General features: G+C 74.4%; 16 protein-coding genes. 9 read left to right on the plus strand and 7 right to left on the minus strand.

Going from position 1 to position 18,207, the window contains the following annotated elements; genetic code table 11:
• The first annotated feature begins 172 nt into the window (after positions 1-172).
• Positions 173-877 carry an energy-coupling factor ABC transporter permease gene (locus tag ACZDWJ_RS07460; RefSeq protein WP_463520300.1) on the plus strand — a complete coding sequence of 235 codons (705 nt, stop codon included), beginning with the start codon at positions 173-175 and terminating at the stop codon, positions 875-877.
• 136 nt (positions 878-1,013) lie between these two features.
• Positions 1,014-1,886 (plus strand): nucleotidyltransferase domain-containing protein, encoded by an 873-nt coding sequence (locus ACZDWJ_RS07465; RefSeq protein ID WP_463520301.1) that lies wholly within the window; start codon positions 1,014-1,016, stop codon positions 1,884-1,886.
• Positions 1,887-1,901: 15 nt separating this feature from the next.
• Here ACZDWJ_RS07465 and ACZDWJ_RS07470 read toward each other — a convergent pair whose 3' ends face one another.
• A complete protein-coding gene (locus tag ACZDWJ_RS07470) occupies positions 1,902-2,453 on the minus strand; it encodes an XRE family transcriptional regulator (RefSeq protein WP_463520302.1) in 552 nt (183 codons plus the stop codon).
• 77 nt (positions 2,454-2,530) lie between these two features.
• Here ACZDWJ_RS07470 and ACZDWJ_RS07475 point away from each other — a divergent pair, with 77 nt between their 5' ends.
• The 3 genes from ACZDWJ_RS07475 to ACZDWJ_RS07485 are packed head-to-tail and all read left to right on the plus strand — an operon-like array spanning position 2,531 to position 5,381.
• Positions 2,531-4,147, plus strand: a complete 1,617-nt coding sequence (locus ACZDWJ_RS07475) for an FAD-dependent oxidoreductase (protein ID WP_463520303.1) — start codon at positions 2,531-2,533, stop codon at positions 4,145-4,147.
• Positions 4,148-4,159: 12 nt separating this feature from the next.
• Positions 4,160-4,456 (plus strand): DUF2218 domain-containing protein, encoded by a 297-nt coding sequence (locus ACZDWJ_RS07480; RefSeq protein ID WP_463520304.1) that lies wholly within the window; start codon positions 4,160-4,162, stop codon positions 4,454-4,456.
• A gap of 58 nt (positions 4,457-4,514) precedes the next feature.
• Positions 4,515-5,381, plus strand: coding sequence for an AraC family transcriptional regulator (locus ACZDWJ_RS07485; protein WP_463520305.1), 867 nt, complete (start codon positions 4,515-4,517; stop codon positions 5,379-5,381).
• A gap of 3 nt (positions 5,382-5,384) precedes the next feature.
• Here the strand turns inward: ACZDWJ_RS07485 and ACZDWJ_RS07490 are convergent, their stop codons facing one another.
• The 4 genes from ACZDWJ_RS07490 to ACZDWJ_RS07505 all read right to left on the minus strand — a co-directional run bounded on the left by ACZDWJ_RS07490 (position 5,385) and on the right by ACZDWJ_RS07505 (position 10,105).
• Positions 5,385-6,350 (minus strand): nuclease-related domain-containing protein, encoded by a 966-nt coding sequence (locus tag ACZDWJ_RS07490; RefSeq protein ID WP_463520306.1) that lies wholly within the window; start codon positions 6,348-6,350, stop codon positions 5,385-5,387.
• Between the two features lie 79 nt (positions 6,351-6,429).
• Positions 6,430-7,986 carry an aldehyde dehydrogenase family protein gene (locus ACZDWJ_RS07495; RefSeq protein WP_463520307.1) on the minus strand — a complete coding sequence of 519 codons (1,557 nt, stop codon included), beginning with the start codon at positions 7,984-7,986 and terminating at the stop codon, positions 6,430-6,432.
• Positions 7,983-9,587, minus strand: coding sequence for a GMC family oxidoreductase (locus ACZDWJ_RS07500; RefSeq protein ID WP_463520308.1), 1,605 nt, complete (start codon positions 9,585-9,587; stop codon positions 7,983-7,985). Before ACZDWJ_RS07500 ends, ACZDWJ_RS07495 begins: the two co-directional genes overlap by 4 nt.
• 119 nt (positions 9,588-9,706) lie before the next feature.
• On the minus strand, positions 9,707-10,105 hold the full coding sequence (locus ACZDWJ_RS07505; RefSeq protein ID WP_463520309.1) for a MerR family transcriptional regulator: 399 nt from the start codon (positions 10,103-10,105) through the stop codon (positions 9,707-9,709).
• 123 nt (positions 10,106-10,228) lie between these two features.
• Here ACZDWJ_RS07505 and ACZDWJ_RS07510 point away from each other — a divergent pair, with 123 nt between their 5' ends.
• Positions 10,229-11,734 carry a SulP family inorganic anion transporter gene (locus ACZDWJ_RS07510; protein ID WP_463520310.1) on the plus strand — a complete coding sequence of 502 codons (1,506 nt, stop codon included), beginning with the start codon at positions 10,229-10,231 and terminating at the stop codon, positions 11,732-11,734.
• A gap of 111 nt (positions 11,735-11,845) precedes the next feature.
• On the opposite strand, the gene ACZDWJ_RS07515 is transcribed toward ACZDWJ_RS07510, so the two are convergent.
• On the minus strand, positions 11,846-12,169 hold the full coding sequence (locus ACZDWJ_RS07515) for a cupin domain-containing protein (protein WP_463520311.1): 324 nt from the start codon (positions 12,167-12,169) through the stop codon (positions 11,846-11,848).
• A 49-nt stretch (positions 12,170-12,218) separates the two neighbouring features.
• The gene (locus tag ACZDWJ_RS07520; RefSeq protein WP_463520312.1) at positions 12,219-13,802 is read right to left on the minus strand and encodes a PucR family transcriptional regulator; all 1,584 of its coding nucleotides are present in this window, start codon (positions 13,800-13,802) and stop codon (positions 12,219-12,221) included.
• Between the two features lie 83 nt (positions 13,803-13,885).
• Here ACZDWJ_RS07520 and ACZDWJ_RS07525 point away from each other — a divergent pair, with 83 nt between their 5' ends.
• Genes ACZDWJ_RS07525 through ACZDWJ_RS07535 form a run of 3 tightly spaced genes read left to right on the plus strand, consistent with a single transcriptional unit; the run spans position 13,886 to position 18,148 of the window.
• Entirely contained in the window at positions 13,886-15,412 is a 1,527-nt protein-coding gene (locus tag ACZDWJ_RS07525; RefSeq protein ID WP_463520313.1) for a CoA-acylating methylmalonate-semialdehyde dehydrogenase, read from the plus strand.
• On the plus strand, positions 15,405-16,754 hold the full coding sequence (locus ACZDWJ_RS07530) for an aminotransferase class III-fold pyridoxal phosphate-dependent enzyme (protein WP_463520314.1): 1,350 nt from the start codon (positions 15,405-15,407) through the stop codon (positions 16,752-16,754). Before ACZDWJ_RS07525 ends, ACZDWJ_RS07530 begins: the two co-directional genes overlap by 8 nt.
• Positions 16,751-18,148 carry an NAD(P)/FAD-dependent oxidoreductase gene (locus ACZDWJ_RS07535; protein ID WP_463520315.1) on the plus strand — a complete coding sequence of 466 codons (1,398 nt, stop codon included), beginning with the start codon at positions 16,751-16,753 and terminating at the stop codon, positions 18,146-18,148. Before ACZDWJ_RS07530 ends, ACZDWJ_RS07535 begins: the two co-directional genes overlap by 4 nt.
• Positions 18,149-18,207 lie beyond the last annotated feature (59 nt).

Raw genomic sequence — 18,207 nt, forward strand, 5'->3', positions numbered from 1 at the left:
GCGGGTCGACGCCTGCTAGCGTCACGCCCGCCGAGCGGTCGTGGAAGCCAGTGAGAGTCTGGCACGGTCACGCCACTGTGAGAGCCCGCCGATCCCGTCGCGCTCGTAGTCAGATCTTCGCCCTCAGGCATGCCCACCACCCTGGAACGTGTCATTCCTGAAGGAGCACCACATGCACATGGAACCCGGCGTCGTCGACGGCGCCAAGATCGTCCTCTCCTACGCCACGGCCGGCGCTGCCGGCCTCGCGGCGCTCAAGCTCATGGCCGACGAGGCGCGTCGCGACGGCCTGATGCCGCTCGTCGGCCGGGCCGGCGTCACCACCGCGCTCGTGCTGGTCTACTTCCAGCTCCTGCCGCACGTCCCCGTGGGCGTCTCGGAGGTGCACCTCATCATGGCCACCTCGCTCATGCTGCTGTTCGGCCCGGGATCGGCGGCCTTCGGGCTGGCCGCGGGCCTGCTGGTTCAGGGGGTGCTCTTCGCGCCCTTCGACCTGCCGCAGTACGGCATGAACATCACCACGCTGCTGGTGCCGCTGCTGGCCGCGGCGCTGCTGGCCGAGCGGATCATCCCCGCGCGGACCGCCTACGCCGACCTGTCCTACTCCCACGTGCTGCGACTCTCGGCGACCTACCAGGCCGGCATCGTGGCGTGGGTGGCGTTCTGGTCCTTCTATGGCGAGGGGCTCACGGCGGCGACGCTCCGCGACGTCTCGACCTTCGGCCTGGCCTACCTGACGGTGATCCTCGTCGAGCCGGTCGTCGACCTCGCCGTGCTGGCGCTGGCCAAGCATGCGCGCGGACGCGACCTCGCCCTGCTGGTGCCGCGCGTCACCCGGCCGCTGGCTCCCTCGCTCGCCCAGCCGGGCGCCGCCTAGGCCGCGGCAGCGCACGAGCCCCCGTCCCCGGGCATGGGGCGGGGGCTCGTGCGCGTCCGGGACCTGATCGTCCTGGGGCCCGATCGTCCGGGAATGCGGTGGTGCGGTGGTGTCGTGGATCCCTACGGTGGGCCGCATGCAGCGAGCACGGATCATCGAGGGCGATCGCGTCCTGCCGCCGGGCTTCGCCCACCCGCACGCCTCGGAGGAGGCGCGGCGGATCGCGGAGGACGGGCTGATCCTGCGGGTCCAGGTGGGCTCGGGCGTCCACGGCACCTCGATCACCGGCCAGGACGACCGCGACGAGATGGGCATCTGCCTGGAGCCCGCCCGGTTCGTCACCGGACTGGCGCAGGTGCCGCGCGGCATCGACGCCGACGCGCTCGTCGACTTCGAGCAGTACCAGCGGCACACGGTGTGGGACCAGCCCGGCGGCCTCGCCAACCGCTCGGGCGCCGGCGACCTCGACGTCGTCGTCTACTCGGCGCGGAAGTGGTGCCGCCTCGCGCTCGCTGGCAACCCGACGGTGCTGCTGGCGCTCTTCGTCCCCGACGAGGAGGTCGTGCATCGCGACGAGGTCGGCGCCGAGCTCGTCGACAACGCGCACCGGTTCGTCTCGCGGCAGGCGGCCGCACGCTTCCTCGGCTACCTCCAGGGGCAGAGGGCGGCGATGACCGGCGAGTCGGGCGCGCACACGAACCGTCCCGAGCTGGTCGCCGTGCACGGCTACGACACGAAGTTCGCCATGCACGCCCTGCGGCTGGGCGTCCAGGGCATCGAGCTGCTCACCACCGGACGGATCACCCTGCCCGTGCCCGAGCCCGATCTCTCCTGGCTGCGTCAGGTGCGACGCGGCGAGGTGCCGCTGCCCGAGGTGGTGGCGGCACTCGACGACCTCGAGCGCCGGCTCGCCGAGGTCGGCGCTGCCGCCGCGGTGCCCGACGAGCCCGACCGCGCCTGGGTCGACGCCTGGCTGCACCGCTCGCACCTGCGCTTCTGGGAGCGCTGAGCCGAGCGCTGGGCCTCACTGGTGCACGTGCGCGCGCTGGCCCTCGCGGTCGAAGATCATGATCACCTCGGCCGGCCCGTCGAGGGCGCCGAGTGCGTGCGGGGTCATCGTGGAGAACTCCGCGGCCTCGCCGGTGGCGACGTCGATCTCGCGGTCGCCGAGCCACAGCCGCACCCGGCCCTCGATGACCACGAACCAGTCGTGACCCGGGTGGACGCGCTGGCGGGGACGCTCGCCGGGCTCGAGGCGCATCTTGATCGCCAGGGTGCGTCCGTCGGGGCGGCTCAGCGGCCAGGTGGTGGCCGTCCCGGAGCTGTGGGCCACGGGGCGGATGACGACGTCGTCGTCGCCGGGGGCCTCGAAGAGCACGTCGAGGCTGACCCGCAGCGCCCGCGCCAGCGGCACCAGGACGTCCAGGCCCAGGGAGCGCTTGCCGGTCTCGACGCGGCTGATCGTCGAGGGGCTGAGGTGGGTGAGCTCGGCGAGCTCGTCGAGGGAGTAGCCGAGCGTCGTGCGCAGGCTGCGCAGTCGAGTGCGGGCGAGGGTCTCGACGTCGGCGGGCTCCATGGCCCCAGCCTGGCCCGATCTTGCGGATAGTGCAAGCGCACTTTCGGTAATCGGAAGGCCTGCCTAGGGTCGACCCCATGAGCGACACGCATGACCAGGGGCACGACCACCATCACCGGATCGTCGAGCGGCACTGCGACGTCGCGGTGATCGGCGGCTCGGCCGCCGGACTCGCCGCGGCGCTCCAGCTGGTGCGCCAGCAGCGCACCGTCGTCGTGGTCGACGACGCGAACCCGCGCAACGCGCCCGCGGCCCACATGCACGGCTACCTCGGTCACGACGGCGTCCCGCCGGCGGAGCTCGTGGCGCGGGGGCGGGAGGAGGTGCGCTCCTACGGCGGCGAGGTGCTCGCCGGCCGTGTGCTCGCGGTGCGTCGCGTCGACGCCTCATCGGACGGCCGGCTGCGTGTCGAGCTCTCCGGCGGCCACACGGTCCTCGCGCGCCGGGTCGTCGCGGCCACGGGCATCGAGGACGAGCTCCCGGCGATCGAGGGGCTGGCCGAGCAGTGGGGCACGGGCGTCGTCCACTGCCCGTTCTGCCACGGCTTCGAGTCCCGTGGGCAGAGGGTCGTGCAGGTGCTCACCAGCGCGTTCGGCCTGCACCCCACGCCGCTGCTCGCGCACCTGGCCGGCAGCCTGACGATCGTCGCCCACGACGCCGAGGTGTCCGAGGAGGCCCTGGCGCCCTACGCGGCGGCCGGCGTCACGATCGAGCGCGCCCGGGTGCGCCGGGTCGTCGCCGACGGTGCGACGCTGACCGGCGTCGAGCTGGAGGACGGACGCGTCGTGCCGGCCGACTCCGTGCTCGTCGGCCCGCGCTTCCGGGCCCGCACCGAGGTCGTCGAGCCGCTCGGGCTCGAGGCCGTCGCGCACCCCAGCGGTCTCGGGACGGTCGTCGAGGCCGACCTCATGGGCCAGACGGCCGTGCCCGGCGTCTTCGCCGCCGGCAACCTCGTCGACCCCGGCCTGCAGGTGCTGATGGCCGCCGCCCACGGCAGCCGCGTCGGCGCCGGGGTCGCGTTCAGCCTCGCCGAGGAGGACCTCGCCCTCGGCGTCCGCGGCGGTGGCCCGCGGGTCGACTGGGAGCACCGCTACGCCGGCGAGCAGCCGATGTGGAGCGCCAACCCCAACGGCACCCTCGTCGCGGAGGCAGCCGACCTCGCTCCCGGACGCGCGCTCGACGTCGGCGCCGGCGAGGGCGCCGACGTGCTCTGGCTCGCCGAGCGGGGCTGGTCGGCCACCGCCGTCGACATCTCCGAGAACGCGCTGGCCCGGGTGAGCGCCGAGGCGCGGCGTCGCGGGCTCGAGATCACCTGCGTGCACGCCGACGCCAACGACCTCGGAGCGTTCGGGGGCGAGACCTACGACCTGGTCTCCCTGCAGTACGGCTCCTTCCAGCGCACCCCGGAGGGACGCGGCGTCCGGCAGCTGCTCGACGCCGTCGCGCCCGGCGGCACGCTGCTCGTCGTCGCCCACGACCTCGCGCCGATGCGCGAGCCGATCGACGTCGCCCTCGACAGCCGGATGTGGGACCCCGAGGCCTACGCCGGCGTCGAGGAGATCGCCGCGGCCCTCGCCGTCGACGACGGCTGGCAGGTCGAGGTGCACGAGACCCGTCCGCGTCCGCCGGGCGCCGCCTCCGGCCACCACGTCGACGACGTCGTGCTGCGGGCCCGGCGGCTTGCCTCGGCGTAGGAGGCTGGGGACATGACCGCCACGCTCACCGCCACCGCCCGCGTCGCCACCGACGCCGCCCCGCGCTACGCCAAGCAGCTCGCCTCCCACCTCGGACGCAAGGCCGAGGTGCGCGAGGAGGCCGACGGCACCCGCCTGATCCTCGGCGGCGGCGACTGCCTCCTGCAGCCTGGCGACGACGTGCTGACGATGACCGCCACCGCGCCCGACGCCGAGGCGCTCGGCGTCGTCACCGACGTCGTCGGGCGCCACCTCGAGCGCTTCGGCCAGCGCAACGAGCTCGTGGTGGTGTGGGAGCAGGACGTCTGATCGCATCGGACCCCGATGATCGGGTGCGGACGGTCATCGGCGCGGCAGGGTGGGTCCCGTGATCGCCGCACTGAACCGCCTCGTCGACCTGGTCGACCAGGATCCGGCCACGCAGCCCGACCTCGCCGGCCTCGCCCGCGAGCACGGCAGCACGGAGTACCACCTGCGCCGGATGTTCTCCTCGCTGGCCGGCATGCCGTTCTCGGAGTACCTCCGGCGTCGGCGCATGACGCTCGCCGCCGCCGACGTCGTGGCGGGGGAGGAGCTGCTCGGCATCGCGGTCCGGCACGGCTACGGCTCGGCCGAGGCCTTCGGGCGAGCCTTCCGCGCCGTGCACGGCATCGGCCCGACCGAGGTGCGCCGTGACGGCGGTCCGCTCCGCACCCAGACCCGGCTCAGGTTCCGCCTGAGCGTCGAAGGAGGCCATCCGATGGACGTCACCCTGACCGACCTGCCCGACCTGCGCCTGGTGGGTCACGCGGTCCGCGTCCCGCTGCTCCACCACGGCGTCAACCCTCGCATCGCCGAGCACGTCGCCGGCATCCCGGCCGAGGAGCACGCGCGCCTCACGGAGCTCTCGGACGCCCGCCCGGCCGGGCTCCTCGCGGTGACCGACGACGTCGAGCCCGATGCCGAGGAGGGCAGCGAGCTCACCTACCTCCACGGCGTCTCGATCGCCGCCGACACGGTCGCGCCGCCCGACCTCGACCTGCTCACCGTCCCCGCGGGCGCCTGGGCGGTGTTCCACACCGAGGGACCCCACCCCGACGCGCTCCAGCGCACCTGGGCGGCGACCGCCACCGACTGGTTCCCCTCCCAGCCCTGGCGCCTGCGGCCCGGGCCCTCGATCCTCGCGGTCGTGGCCGCCGCGCCCGACTGGTCGACCGCCACCTGCGACCTGTGGCTGCCCGTCGAGCGCGACTGACGGCTAGGGGCTGGTCGCCTCCACCCAGGTCGTCGAGCGGCGGACCACGGAGAAGAGCCGGTCGACCGCCTCGGGATCGAGCACGGCCGGCAGCCCCGCGAGCCAGCCTCCGAGGTCGCGGCTGTCGATGACCGTGACGTCCGGGGGTGCGTCGCGGACGACGAGCGCGCGCGGCGTCACGACGACGATCAGCGGGTGCACGTGCACGGCGCGTCCACACGCGTGGGAGAGCAGACGCGCGGCGCGCGCCGCCTCGTGGCGGGAGTTGCGCAGATAGGGGTGGACGACGCCGTCGACGATCAGCATCTCGCCGTTCTGCCAGACCGTGCGGTCGCGATGGGCCTTGGTGTTGAGGGTGAGGACGCCGCCGGGGCCGACGAGCACGTGGTCGATGTCGGAGCCTCGGTGGCCCACCGGCACGGAGTGGACGAAGCGCCACGGGCTGTGGTGGGTCAGGGTCAGCAGCTCGCGCGCCACGGCCTCCTCGCCTAGAGCGCCGATCTGCCAGCTCCGCGAGGACGCCGGTGCGCTGCCGGAGCCCGTCAGCGACAGCTCGGCCGCATGGGCCCACAGGAGGTGGCCGGGCTCGTGGCGCACGAGGTCGCGCCAGCCGCCGTTCGGTGGGTCGACCGGGATCCGCCATGTCGGGTGGTCCAGGCGCCAGCGATGGTGCTCGACGACGCGGCGGGCGTGATCGCGCTGCAGCCGGCGCCGGCGCAGCCAGCGCAGGCGTCCCACCCGGCGCAGGTCGGGGGCGTCCGGCTCCCGCGGCGTGTCGATGCCCGGCGCGCCGGTGGCGGCGATCCACTCGCTCGCGACGGCGCGCACCAGCTCGCGATGCTCGAGTGCGGCCGGGTGGTCCGTGCCGGTGTCGAGGTCGCGGTAGCCCACCACCGTGCCGTCGCTGAGCCAGACGTAGGCGCGGTTGATGCCTGGCTCGTGGCGCCAGGAGACCTCGGCCGAGAACATCCGGCGATGATGCGTTCTCGGCGTCCGGCGCGGCAGCCGAACGCCGAGGACCTGACCGAACGGACGACCTGAGGCGGCCTCAGCGCTTGCGGCGCAGCGCCCGACCCAGCTTCGGCAGCTGCGTGGCGCGGCCGTGCAGGACGGTGGTCAACGTCGCGACCTGGGTGTCCTGGGCAGCGGTGCGGTCGAACGTCGTGAGGTTCAGCGGCGCCTTGAACCGCGTGCGCGTCACGGCCTTGGCGTAGGTGAACTCCCGCAGCCCGTCGGGGCCGTGGATGCGGCCGAAGCCGGAGTCGCCGACGCCGCCGAAGGGCAGGCCGGGCACGGCGGCGAAGGAGATGACCGAGTTGATCGAGGTCATGCCGGTGCGCAGCCGACGCGCGAGCTCCTCGCCGCGGGCGGCGGAGAAGATCGAGGAGCCGAGGCCGTACTTGCCGGCGTTGGTCAGCCGCACGGCCTCCTCCATCGAGGCCACCTTGCGGACGGTGACGGTGGGACCGAAGGTCTCCTCGCACACGGCCTCGGAGTCCTCGGGCACGTCGACGAGCACCGTCGGCTGGATGACGCGGCCCTGCACGGCGTCCTCGCCGCCGACGACCGCGCGTCCGCCGCGAGCCAGCGCGTCGGCGATGTGGCGGCGGACGACGTCGACCTGGGAGGGCATCGTCATGGGCCCGACCTGAGCGTCGGCGTCGGTGCCGGAGCGGACGCTGCGGGCGCGCCGTGCGAGCGCCTCGACGAAGGCGTCGTGCACGGCGGCGTGGACGTAGACCCGCTCGATGCCGGTGCAGGTCTGGCCGGCGTTGGCGAAGGCGCCCCAGGCGGCGGCGTCGGCCGCGGCCTCGATGTCGGCATCGGCGTCGACGAGCATGGCGTCCTTGCCGCCGGCCTCGATGACGACCGGGACGAGGTTCTCCGCGCAGGCGGCCATCACGCGCTTGCCGGTGGCGGTGGATCCGGTGAAGGCGAGCTTGTCGACGCCCGCGCGGCACAGCGCGCCGCCGGTCTCGCCGAAGCCGGTGACGACCTGGAGGAGGTCGTGGTCGGGGACGACCTCGCGCAGGCTCTCGGCCAGCCACACGCCGACGCCCGGGGTGTGCTCGCTGGGCTTGAACACCACGGTGTTGCCGGCGGCCAGGGCGTAGGCGATCGAGCCCATCGGCGTGAACACCGGGTAGTTCCACGGGCCGATGACGCCGACGACGCCCAGCGGCAGGTACTCCACCGACGCCGCCTGGTTGGCCAGCAGCAGGCCGGCGCTGACGCGCTTGCGTCCGAGCACCTTCTCGGCGTGGGAGCCGACCCAGCTGAGGTGGTCGATGGCGAGGACGGCCTCGAGCTGGGCGTCGCCGTGCGGCTTGCCGGTCTCGCGGTGGACGAGGTCGACGAGCTGGGCCAGGCGCCGGGCCAGGACGCCTCGCCACTGATCGAGCACCTCGCGGCGGCCGTCGAAGCCGATCGCGGCCCACCACTCCGCGGAGGTGCGCGCTCGCGCGACGGCAGCCTCGACGTCGGCGGCGGTGTGCACCGGGTGCACGCCGACGACGTCGCCGGTGCGCGGGGCGAGGGACTCGAAGGTGGCCGGACGCTCGCCGGGGGTGCCGGCGGTCTCGGTGGGGGAGGCGGTGGTGGTCATCGCGAGGCCTTTCCGGAGAGCAGGTCGGCGGCCTTCTCGCCGATCATGATCGAGGGGGCGTTGGTGTTGCCGCGGCTGACCATCGGCATGACCGACGCGTCGGCCACGCGCAGGCCCTCGACGCCGCGCACGCGCAGCTGCGGGTCGACGACGGCGCGCTCGTCACCGCCCATCGCGCAGGTGCCCACGGGGTGGTAGAGCGTCTGGGTGTGGCGCCGCACGTGGTCGGCGATCTGCGCGTCGGTGGGATCGGAGCCCCAGCCGCGCATGGTGGGCAGCAGCCCGTCCTCGAGCACCTGCGCCAGCGGGCCGGAGGCGGTGATCTCCAGGCTGCGGCGCACGCCGGCGATCATGGCGTCGAGGTCGGCGGCGTCGTCGTAGTAGGCCGCGTCGATGTCGGGGTGCCAGTGGGGATCGGTCGAGCGCAGGCGCAGCGTGCCGCGGCTGAAGACGTTGACCAGCGTCGGGGCGGCGGTGAAGGCCCGCTCCTTCGGCTCGTGCAGGCCGTTGTCGTAGAAGCCCGTGGGCGCCACGTGCGCCTGGATGTCGGGGGCGACGAGGTCGTCGCGGGTGCGCCAGAAGCCGCCGCCCTCGCCGATGTTGGAGACCAGCGGACCGGTGCCGCTGGCCTTGGCCCGCAGGAACTGGCCGAGGTTGTTGTGGTTGAGCAGGTCGCTGACGCCGCGGGTGCGGAAGACCAGCGGCACCACGGGGTGGTCGTGGAGGTTCTGGCCCACGCCGGGCAGGTCGACGAGCACCTCGACGCCGACCTCGCGCAGGTGCGCGCCCGGGCCGACGCCGGAGAGCATCAGCAGCTGCGGCGAGGCGATCGCACCGCCGCACAGCACGACCTCGGCGTCGGCGTAGGCGGTGGTGATGCGGCCGGCCACCTCGTAGGCGACGCCCGTGGCGCGTCCGCCCTCGATGACCACGCGGTGGGCGTGGGCGCCGGTGCGGACGGTGAGGTTCGGTCGGTCCGTCGCCGGCTCGAGGTAGGCCTTCGCGGTGGACCAGCGCCGGCCCTTGCGGCAGGTGACCTGGTAGAGCCCGGCGCCCTCCTGCTCGGCGCCGTTGAAGTCGTCGTTGCGCTTGAGGCCGGCCGCGACCGCCGACTCCACCCACAGGTGGGTGAGCGGGTGGGTGTAGCGGCGGTCCTCGACGTGCAGCGGGCCGTCGGTGCCGTGGAAGGGGCCGCCGAGGCGGGTGTTGCCCTCGGCCCGCTTGAAGTACGGCAGGACGTCGTCGTGGCCCCAGCCCTCGGCGCCGTAGGCGTCGCGCCAGGCGTCGTAGTCGGCGTGGTTGCCGCGGATGTAGATCATCGCGTTCATCGACGAGCAGCCGCCCAGCGCCTTCATCCGCGGCCAGTCGGCCCGCCGGCCCTCGAGCTGCTTCTGCTCGGTGGTGCGGTAGCCCCAGTCCCACTTGGTGCGGAAGAGGTTCGCGAAGGCCGCCGGCACCGTGATCTCGTCGGCGTCGGCCGGGCCGCCCGCCTCCAGCAGCAGCACCCGCGTGCGCGGGTCCTCGGTGAGCCTCGCGGCGATGACGGCGCCGGCGCTGCCGGCTCCCACCACCACGTAGTCGTAGGACTCGCGCTCGGGCATGTGACCTCCGGGGGACTGGCGGTGCGGACGCGCCGGTGCGGCGCGCGGTGCGGCGTGCTCGAAACTACTGGCGTGTGACCGCGATCACCAGGGTGCGTCCGGCCTGTGGGTGCTCCGACTCAGGCGAGCTGGTCGCGCAGCTGGGCGAGCAGCTCGTCGGCCATGCCCAGCTGGCGCTCGAGGCGGGCGCGTCGCTGCTCGGCGTCCTCCAGGACCCCGCGCAGGCGGGTCGCCGCGCCGGCGTGGTCGGGGGAGTCGGGATCGCGCAGCGCCTCGACGTCGCGCATCGTCGCTGCCATCTCCTCCAGCGTGAAGCCGAGCGGCTTCATCCGCCGGATCACGAGGATCCGCTCGACGTCGGCCTCGGAGTAGAGGCGGAAGCCGCCCTCGGTGCGCCCCGAGGGGCGCAGCAGGCCGACGTCCTCCCAGTGCCGCAGGCTGCGCAGCGAGAGCTCGGTGCGCTCGGCGACCTCGCCGATGCGCAGGGCCGGCTCGTCGTCGTCGATTTCAAACCTCACGTTGCGTGAGGTTAGCGTGTCGGAGTCCTCCCGTCACCGGGCGCCCCGCGCGTCCCGCCCCGGGCGAGGTCGTCGGCCCGTGCGCCGCGCCGCCCGGGCCCCTGCGATCTCGAAGGTCCGCCGTTGAGCCTGTCCGTCCCCGTCCGTCCGCTGCCCGCCCCGACCGTGCGCGACGCCCTGCGCTCGCCGCGGCTGCTGCGCACCGAGGTGCTCGCCGGCCTCGTCGTCGCACTCGCGCTCATCCCCGAGGCGATCTCGTTCTCGATCATCGCCGGCGTCGACCCGCGGGTGGGGCTCTTCGCCTCCTTCACCATGGCCGTCGCCATCTCCTTCCTCGGCGGCCGTCCGGCGATGATCTCCGCGGCCACCGGCGCGGTCGCGCTCGTCATCGCGCCGGTGATGCGGGAGCACGGCTACGACCACCTCATCGCCACCGTCCTGCTCGCCGGCGTGCTCCAGGTGCTGATGGCGCTGGCCGGCGTGGCCCGCCTGATGCGCTTCATCCCGCGCTCGGTGATGGTCGGCTTCGTCAACGCGCTGGCGATCCTCATCCTCGAGGCGCAGCTGACCCACCTCGTGGACGTGCCCTGGGCGGTCTACCCGATGACCGCGATCGGCATCGCCGTCATCGTCGGCCTGCCGCGCGTCTCCAGCGTCGTCCCGGCGCCGCTGGTGGCGATCGTGGCGCTGACGGCGTTCGTCGTCGTCAGCGGGCTGCAGGTGCCCGACGTCGGCGACCAGGGCGAGCTGCCCACCAGCCTGCCCGGCTGGTTCGTGCCCGACGTGCCGTGGACCCTCGAGACGCTGCGGATCATCGCGCCCTACGCGCTGGCGATGGCGCTGGTCGGCATCCTGGAGTCGCTGCTCACCGCACGGCTGGTCGACGACCTCACCGCGACGCCGTCGGACAAGCGCCGCGAGGCCGCCGGCCAGGGCGTCGCGAACGTCGTCACCGGCCTGTTCGGCGGCATGGGCGGCTGCGCGATGATCGGCCAGACGATGATCAACGTGAAGGTCTCCGGAGCTCGCACCCGCCTCTCGACCTTCCTCGCCGGCGTCCTGCTGCTGGTGCTCGTCGTCGGCCTCGGCGACGTCGTGGCGCTCATCCCGATGGCCGCGCTGGTCGCGGTGATGATCATGGTCTCGGTCGGCACCTTCGACTGGCACAGCGTGCGGCCCGCGACGCTGCGGCGGATGCCCCGCTCGGAGACCGCGGTGATGCTCGCGACCGTCGCCGTCACCGTCGCCACCCACAACCTCGCGATCGGCGTCGTCGTCGGGGTGCTGCTGGCGATGGCGCTCTTCGCCCGCCGCGTGGCCCACGTGACGACGCTCGAGCGGGAGGTCGTCGAGGATCCCGCGGGGCCCCTCGCGGTCTACCGGCTGCGCGGCGAGCTGTTCTTCGCCTCGAGCAACGACCTCGCCGACCGGTTCGAGATCGCCGAGGACCCCCTGCGGGTGCGCGTCGACCTCGCCGACGCGCGCGTGTGGGACGCCTCCACCGTCGCGGTGCTCGACGCCGTCGTCGCGAGCTATGAGCGCTCCGGCCGCGAGGTGGAGATCATCGGCCTCGCCGGCCCCAGCGCCCATCGTCACGCGCGGCTGACCGGCTCGCTCGGCGGTCACTGACCGTCGTCGGGGCCAGGGCGGTCAGGGCAGGCGATCCTTGCGGATGACAGGCGAGGCTTCGCCCGTCATCCGACGGTTTCCCCGGTCGACCGGGGAAACCTGCGCGGCCCCCTACGTCACGTACACCTTCCGCAACGTCTCGTGCACCGTCCAGGTCGTCCGGTCACCGGCATGGAGGCGGACGGCGGAGCCGGGGGCGAGGTGGAGGGCGGAGCCGTCGTCGAAGGTGACGGTGGCCCGACCGGAGAGGACGACGAAGACCTCGTCGACCTCGACGTCGGTGGCGGTGCCGGGGGTCATCTCCCAGACGCCGACCTCGGCGCCGGCGATGGCGGCGAGCGCCTGGGAGCCGGCGGCGGGGGCGCCGTCGAGCACCGTGGCGGGGTCGAGCGGGTCGACCGCCAGCGGGGCGTGGGCGTCGTGGAGGGCGCGCATGGCTCCAGGGTGGGCGAGGAGGGCGGCGAGGGAGCCCGACGTTCTGTCGTCAGCGGGGCGAGGACGCCGACAGATCGTCCGCGAGGATCGCGACGTGCAGCGAGACCCGGACGTCGGGATCGTCGAGGTCGAGGCCCAGCGCCTGCTGCAGCCGCGCCAGCCGGTCGTAGAAGGCGGCGCGGGAGAGGTGGAGGCTGGCGGCGGCGTCGGTCTTGCTGCCCGGGTGGGAGAGCAGGGCCCGCAGGGCGGCGAGGAGGTCCTCGCCGCGCGGGCCGAGCGCGCGCAGTGGCGCGAGCTCGCGCTCGACGAAGAGCCGCACCCGCTCGTCGTCGCCGAGCAGGGCGAGCAGGCCGCGCAGGTGGAGGTCCTCGAGGCGGTGGACCGCGACGTCGGAGCCCGCGGGCGCGGCATCGGCGACGTGGGCCGCCTCCAGCAGCGCCCGGGCGACGCCGCCGCGGTCGAGCGCGGGACGCCCGGCGGCGACGACCACCTCGTGCTGGCTGTGCAGGCGGGCCGCGACGCGATCGGCTGCGGCATCGGCCGCCGCGGGGGAGGTGCAGGAGAGCAGCACCTGCACGTCGCCGTCGCTCTCGCACACCAGCGCCGGCACGCGTGCTCCGTCGGCGGCCCGCACCGCCGAGGCGGCGACGTCGTCGGCGCCCCGGCCGCGGGCGCCCGGGCGGGGACGCAGCACCAGCGCCAGGAGGGTGCGCCGCGCGGTGGGGAAGCCCGCGAGCTCGCAGCGCCGCACGACCTCCTCGCCGTCGGGGTCGGTGCGCAGCGCCTCGAGCAGGCGCCGGTGGGTGCGCCGCGCGAGGTTGTCGCGGTCGCGGTCGTGCAGCCGGTGCAGCGCCAGCGCCGCCGCGGCCCGCTCGGCCACGGCCACCATCCGCTGGGCCGGCGGCTCGGGGGAGGAGATCACCAGCCGGCCCCAGGCGTCGTCGTCGGTGCCGAGCCGGGCCAGCAGCCAGCCGTTGGCGGCGTCCCAGCCGGTGCGCCCGGTGAGCCGCACCCGTGAGGAGCGGGCCTGCCAGCCGTCGAGGAAGCCGCCCATCTCGGTGGGGCCGGAGGCGTAGTCCAGCGGGCGGTGCTGGGCGCTCTCGACGACCACCGCCCCGCCGGCCAGGCGCTGCACGGCGTCGAGGATCTCGGCCGGTCCGGCCTGGGCGAAGCCGAGCTCGGCGAAGGTCTCGTGGACGCGCTGGGCCTCGCGCAGCTCGGCCACCTGGGCGTCGACGATGCTCTCGCCGATGGCCTGGGCCAGCGCCGCGAAGCGCACCTCGTGACGCAGCGCCACCAGGGGGACGCCGGCGTCCTCGAAGGCCGCGACGACCGATCCGGGCACCCGCGTCGACCACCGGCGTCCGAGCTCGACGACCACCCCCGCGGCCTCCACCTCGGCCAGGGCCCGGGCATAGGCGTCCAGGCCCGCGACGTCGTCGTCGGCGGGCAGCCCGGTGCCCATCGTCAGCACGAGGTCGCCGGCGCGCAGGAGGTCGCCGACCTCGGCCAGCTCCGTGGCGTGCACCCAGCGGATCGGGCGCGCGAGCCCCTCGGCGCCGGCGAGCACGAGCGGCTCGGCGCGGCGCAGGTCGGGCAGCGTCAGCGCCGCCTCGAGCGTCAGGAGGGCCATGGGCGACAGTCTGTCAGGCCGTCGAGCGCAGATCCGACGATCCGACGCGCCTGTGCATCGCCCGCAGGTCCGAGCATGGAGCCATGACCCGCGACATCGTCCACTGGCTCGACGGCTCCCCGTTCCCCGGCACCTCCGGCCGCTGGGCCGACGTCACCAACCCCGCCACCGGCGAGGTCACCGCCCGCGTGGCGCTGGCCGACGACGCCGACGCGCAGGCCGTCATCGCCGCCGCGGCGGCCGCGGCCCCGGCCTGGCGGGAGACCTCGCTGGCCCGCCGCACCCAGATCGTCTTCGCCTTCCGCGAGCTGCTGAACGCGCGCAAGGACGAGCTCGCCGCGATCATCACCGCCGAGCACGGCAAGGTGCACTCCGACGCCGTCGGCGAGGTCGCCCGCGGCCAGGAGGTCGTCGAGGTCGCCTGCGGCATCGCGCACCTGCTCAAGGGCGGTCACACCGAGGGCGCGTCCTCGGGCATCGACGTGCACTCCAAGCGCGACCCGCTCGGCGTCGTCGCGATCATCTCGCCGTTCAACTTCCCGGCGATGGTGCCCATGTGGTTCTTCCCCATCGCGATCGCGGCGGGCAACACCGTCGTCCTCAAGCCCAGCGAGAAGGACCCCAGCGCGGCGAGCTGGCTGGCCGCGCTGTGGAAGGAGGCCGGGCTGCCCGACGGCGTCTTCAACGTGCTGCACGGCGACAAGGTGGCCGTCGACGCCCTGCTGGACAGCGAGACCGTGCAGTCGGTGAGCTTCGTGGGCTCCACCCCGATCGCGCAGTACGTCTACGAGCGCGCCTCCCGTGCGGGCAAGCGCGTGCAGGCCCTCGGCGGCGCGAAGAACCACATGGTCGTGCTGCCCGACGCCGACCTCGACCTCGCCGCCGACGCCGCCGTCAGCGCCGGCTACGGCAGCGCCGGAGAGCGCTGCATGGCCATCAGCGCCCTCGTCGCGGTCGGCTCGATCGCCGACGACCTCGTCTCCCGCATCGCCGACCGCACCCGCACCCTCGTCATCGGCGACGGCGGCCCGGAGGCCACCGGTGCGGCCGAGCGCGAGGCCGACATGGGCCCGCTGGTCACCCGCGCCCACCGCGACCGCGTCGCCGGGCTCATCGACGCCGGCGAGGCCGCCGGCGCGAAGGTCGTCGTCGACGGCCGCGAGGTGCAGGCCCGCGGCGGACAGCAGGGCTTCTGGCTCGGCCCGACGCTCTTCGACCACGTCACCCCCGACATGGAGGTCTACCGCGAGGAGATCTTCGGCCCGGTGCTCTCGGTGCTGCGCGTGGAGACCTACGAGGAGGCCGTCGCGCTGATCAACGCCAACCCCTACGGCAACGGCACCGCGATCTTCACCAACGACGGCGGCGCCGCACGGCGCTTCGAGGCCGACGTGCAGGTCGGCATGATCGGCGTCAACGTGCCCGTCCCGGTGCCGGTGGCCTACTACTCCTTCGGCGGCTGGAAGCGCTCGCTCTTCGGCGACACCCACGCCCACGGCACCGAGGGCGTCCACTTCTTCACCCGCGGGAAGGTCGTCACCACCCGCTGGATCGATCCGGCCAACCGACCCGCGGGCGGCCTCGAGCTGGGGTTCCCGCGCAATGTCTGAGCCGATCGCGTCCGACCTGGTCACCCACGACGCCGCCCGCACCTACGAGCTCGACCGCGCCCACGTCTTCCACTCCTGGTCGGCCCAGGCCGCGCTGACGCCGATGGTGATCACCCGCGCCGAGGGCAGCCGGATCTGGGACGGCGAGGGTCGCGCGCTGCTGGACTTCACCAGCCAGCTGGTCTTCACCAACCTCGGCCACCAGCACCCCCGCGTCGTCCGCGCGATCCAGGAGCAGGCGGCGACGCTGTGCACCCTCGCCCCGCAGCACGCCAACGCGGCGCGCTCGGAGGCGGCGCGCCTGATCGCCTCCCACACCCCGGCCGGGCTCGACCGGATCTTCTTCACCAACGGCGGCGCCGACGCCAACGAGCACGCGGTGCGGATGGCCCGTCTGCACACCGGGCGTCACAAGGTGCTCACCACCTACCGCAGCTACCACGGCGGCACCCACCTCGCGGTCAACCTCACCGGCGACCCGCGCCGCTGGGCCAGCGACCACGCCTCGGCCGGCACGGTGCACTTCGACGGCCCGTTCCTCTACCGCAGCCGCTTCCACGCCACCACCGAGGCCGAGGAGTGCGAGCGCGCGCTGGAGCACCTCGAGCACACGATCCGCATGGAGGGCCCGGGCACGATCGCAGCGATCGTGCTGGAGTCGATCCCGGGCACCGCCGGGATCATGGTCCCGCCGCCGGGCTACCTCACCGGCGTCCGTGCGCTGTGCGACGAGCACGGCATCGTGCTGATCGCCGACGAGGTGATGGCCGGCTTCGGTCGCGCCGGCCGGTGGTTCGCCGTCGAGCTCGACGACGTCGTCCCCGACCTGCTCACCTTCGCCAAGGGCGTCAACTCCGGCTACGTGCCGCTGGGCGGCGTCGCGATCAGCGCCGCGATCGCCGAGACCTTCGCCGAGCGCGTCTACCCCGGCGGCCTCACCTACTCCGGGCACCCGCTGGCGTGCGCTGCGGCGGTGGCCACGATCCGGGCGATGGAGGACGAGGGCGTCGTCGAGCACGCGGCCCGCCTGGGCGAGGAGGTCTTCGCCCCGCGGCTGGCCGAGCTCGCCGAGCGGCACCGCTGGATCGGGGAGGTGCGCGGCACCGGCGCGTTCTGGGCCGTCGAGCTGGTCCGCGACCAGGACACCCGCGAGCCCCTGGCGCCCTACGGCGGCTCCAGCCCGGAGATGGCCGCGCTCATCGCCGGCTGCAAGGAGCGCGGCATGCTGCCGTTCGCGAACTTCAACCGGCTCCACCTCGTCCCGCCGCTGAACGCGTCGGTCGCCGAGGTCGAGGAGGCCATCGACGTCCTCGACGCCACCCTGGCCGCCGTCGCGCCGTGAGCCCCGTCAGCGCAGGGAGCACCGCCACCGACCGGCTCGCGGGCTCGGTGCTGCGCCCGCTCTGGCTCGACACCCCCGAGCGTCCGGCACCGCGGGCGGCCCTCGCCGGCGACGTCGAGGCCGACCTGCTCGTCGTCGGCGGCGGCTTCACCGGCCTGTGGACGGCGCTGCGGGCCGTCGAGCGCGAGCCCGGACGCCGGGTCGTGCTGGTCGAGGCCGACCGCCTCGCCGAGCACGCCACCGGCCGCAACGGCGGCTTCTGCGAGGCCAGCCTCACCCACGGCGAGGCCAACGGCCGCGCGCGCTGGCCCGAGGAGTACGACGAGCTCGAGCGTCTCGGGCTGGCCAACCTCGACGAGATCGTCGCGACGATCGAGCGGCTCGGCATCGACTGCGGGCTGGTCCGCGGCGGTGCGCTGGCCGTGGCCACCCGTCCCCACGAGGTGGCCGGGCTCGAGCCCGACGTCGACGGCTTCCTCGACGCCGAGGCCGTGCGCGCCCGCGTCGACTCGCCCACCTACCTCGCCGGTCGCCACGACCCCGACGGCTGCGCGCTCCTCGATCCCGCCCGCCTCGCCTGGGGCCTGGCGGCCGCCGCCGAGCGGCTCGGCGTCACGATCCACGAGGGCACCCGGCTCACCGGACTCGAGCGCGCGGGCGGCCGCGGGCAGGAGCGGATGATCGCGACGACGCCGTCGGGCACCGTGCGCGCCCGCGACGTCGTGCTGGCCACCAACGCCTTCCGGCCCGCGCTGCGCCGGCTGCGGCTGCTGACGGTGCCGGTCTACGACTACGTGCTGGCCACCGCGCCGCTCACCGACGCCCAGCTCGCCTCGATCCGGTGGGACCCGGCCGTCGGCATCGCGGACGCCGGCAACCAGTTCCACTACTACCGGATCACCCCGGACCGCCGGATCCTCTGGGGCGGCTACGACGCGATCTACCACTACGGCCGCTCGATCGACCCCGCCCACGAGGAGCGCCCCGAGACCTTCGCCCTGCTCGCCGAGCACTTCGCCGAGACCTTCCCGCAGCTGGCCGAGGTGCCCTTCACCCATCGCTGGGCCGGCGTCATCGACACCTCGACGCGCTTCTGCGCCTCCTTCGGCACCGCCCACCGCGGCCGGGTGGCGTTCGCCCTGGGGTTCACCGGCCTCGGGGTGGGCGCCTCGCGCTTCGCCGCCGACGTCATGCTCGACCTGCTCGGCGGCGAGGAGACCCACCGCACCCGGCTGCGGATGGTGCGGGAGCGGCCGCTGCCCTTCCCGCCGGAGCCGGTGAGCTGGATCGGCGTCCAGCTGACGCGGCGGGCCCTGGCCCGCGAGGACCGCACCGGGCGCCGCGGCCTGTGGCTGCGCACGCTCGACCGGTGCGGGCTCGGGTTCGACTCCTAGTCCCGCTCGTCGACGCTTCTGCCGCGTCCGGGAGGAGGCGGGATGGCCGGCGGATCGCG

This window comes from Nocardioides sp. B129/18 (assembly GCF_055282735.1).

Coding starts and splice junctions, on each gene's coding strand:
- ACZDWJ_RS07520 (WP_463520312.1), bottom strand. CDS start 13,802: ATGGCCCTCCTGACGCTCGAGGCGGCGCTGACGCTGCCCGACCTGCGC.
- ACZDWJ_RS07515 (WP_463520311.1), bottom strand. CDS start 12,169: ATGCGCGCCCTCCACGACGCCCACGCCCCGCTGGCGGTCGACCCGCTC.
- ACZDWJ_RS07470 (WP_463520302.1), bottom strand. CDS start 2,453: ATGGAGCCCGCCGACGTCGAGACCCTCGCCCGCACTCGACTGCGCAGC.
- ACZDWJ_RS07480 (WP_463520304.1), top strand. CDS start 4,160: ATGACCGCCACGCTCACCGCCACCGCCCGCGTCGCCACCGACGCCGCC.
- ACZDWJ_RS07465 (WP_463520301.1), top strand. CDS start 1,014: ATGCAGCGAGCACGGATCATCGAGGGCGATCGCGTCCTGCCGCCGGGC.
- ACZDWJ_RS07490 (WP_463520306.1), bottom strand. CDS start 6,350: ATGTTCTCGGCCGAGGTCTCCTGGCGCCACGAGCCAGGCATCAACCGC.
- ACZDWJ_RS07495 (WP_463520307.1), bottom strand. CDS start 7,986: ATGACCACCACCGCCTCCCCCACCGAGACCGCCGGCACCCCCGGCGAG.
- ACZDWJ_RS07475 (WP_463520303.1), top strand. CDS start 2,531: ATGAGCGACACGCATGACCAGGGGCACGACCACCATCACCGGATCGTC.
- ACZDWJ_RS07460 (WP_463520300.1), top strand. CDS start 173: ATGCACATGGAACCCGGCGTCGTCGACGGCGCCAAGATCGTCCTCTCC.
- ACZDWJ_RS07525 (WP_463520313.1), top strand. CDS start 13,886: ATGACCCGCGACATCGTCCACTGGCTCGACGGCTCCCCGTTCCCCGGC.
- ACZDWJ_RS07530 (WP_463520314.1), top strand. CDS start 15,405: ATGTCTGAGCCGATCGCGTCCGACCTGGTCACCCACGACGCCGCCCGC.
- ACZDWJ_RS07500 (WP_463520308.1), bottom strand. CDS start 9,587: ATGCCCGAGCGCGAGTCCTACGACTACGTGGTGGTGGGAGCCGGCAGC.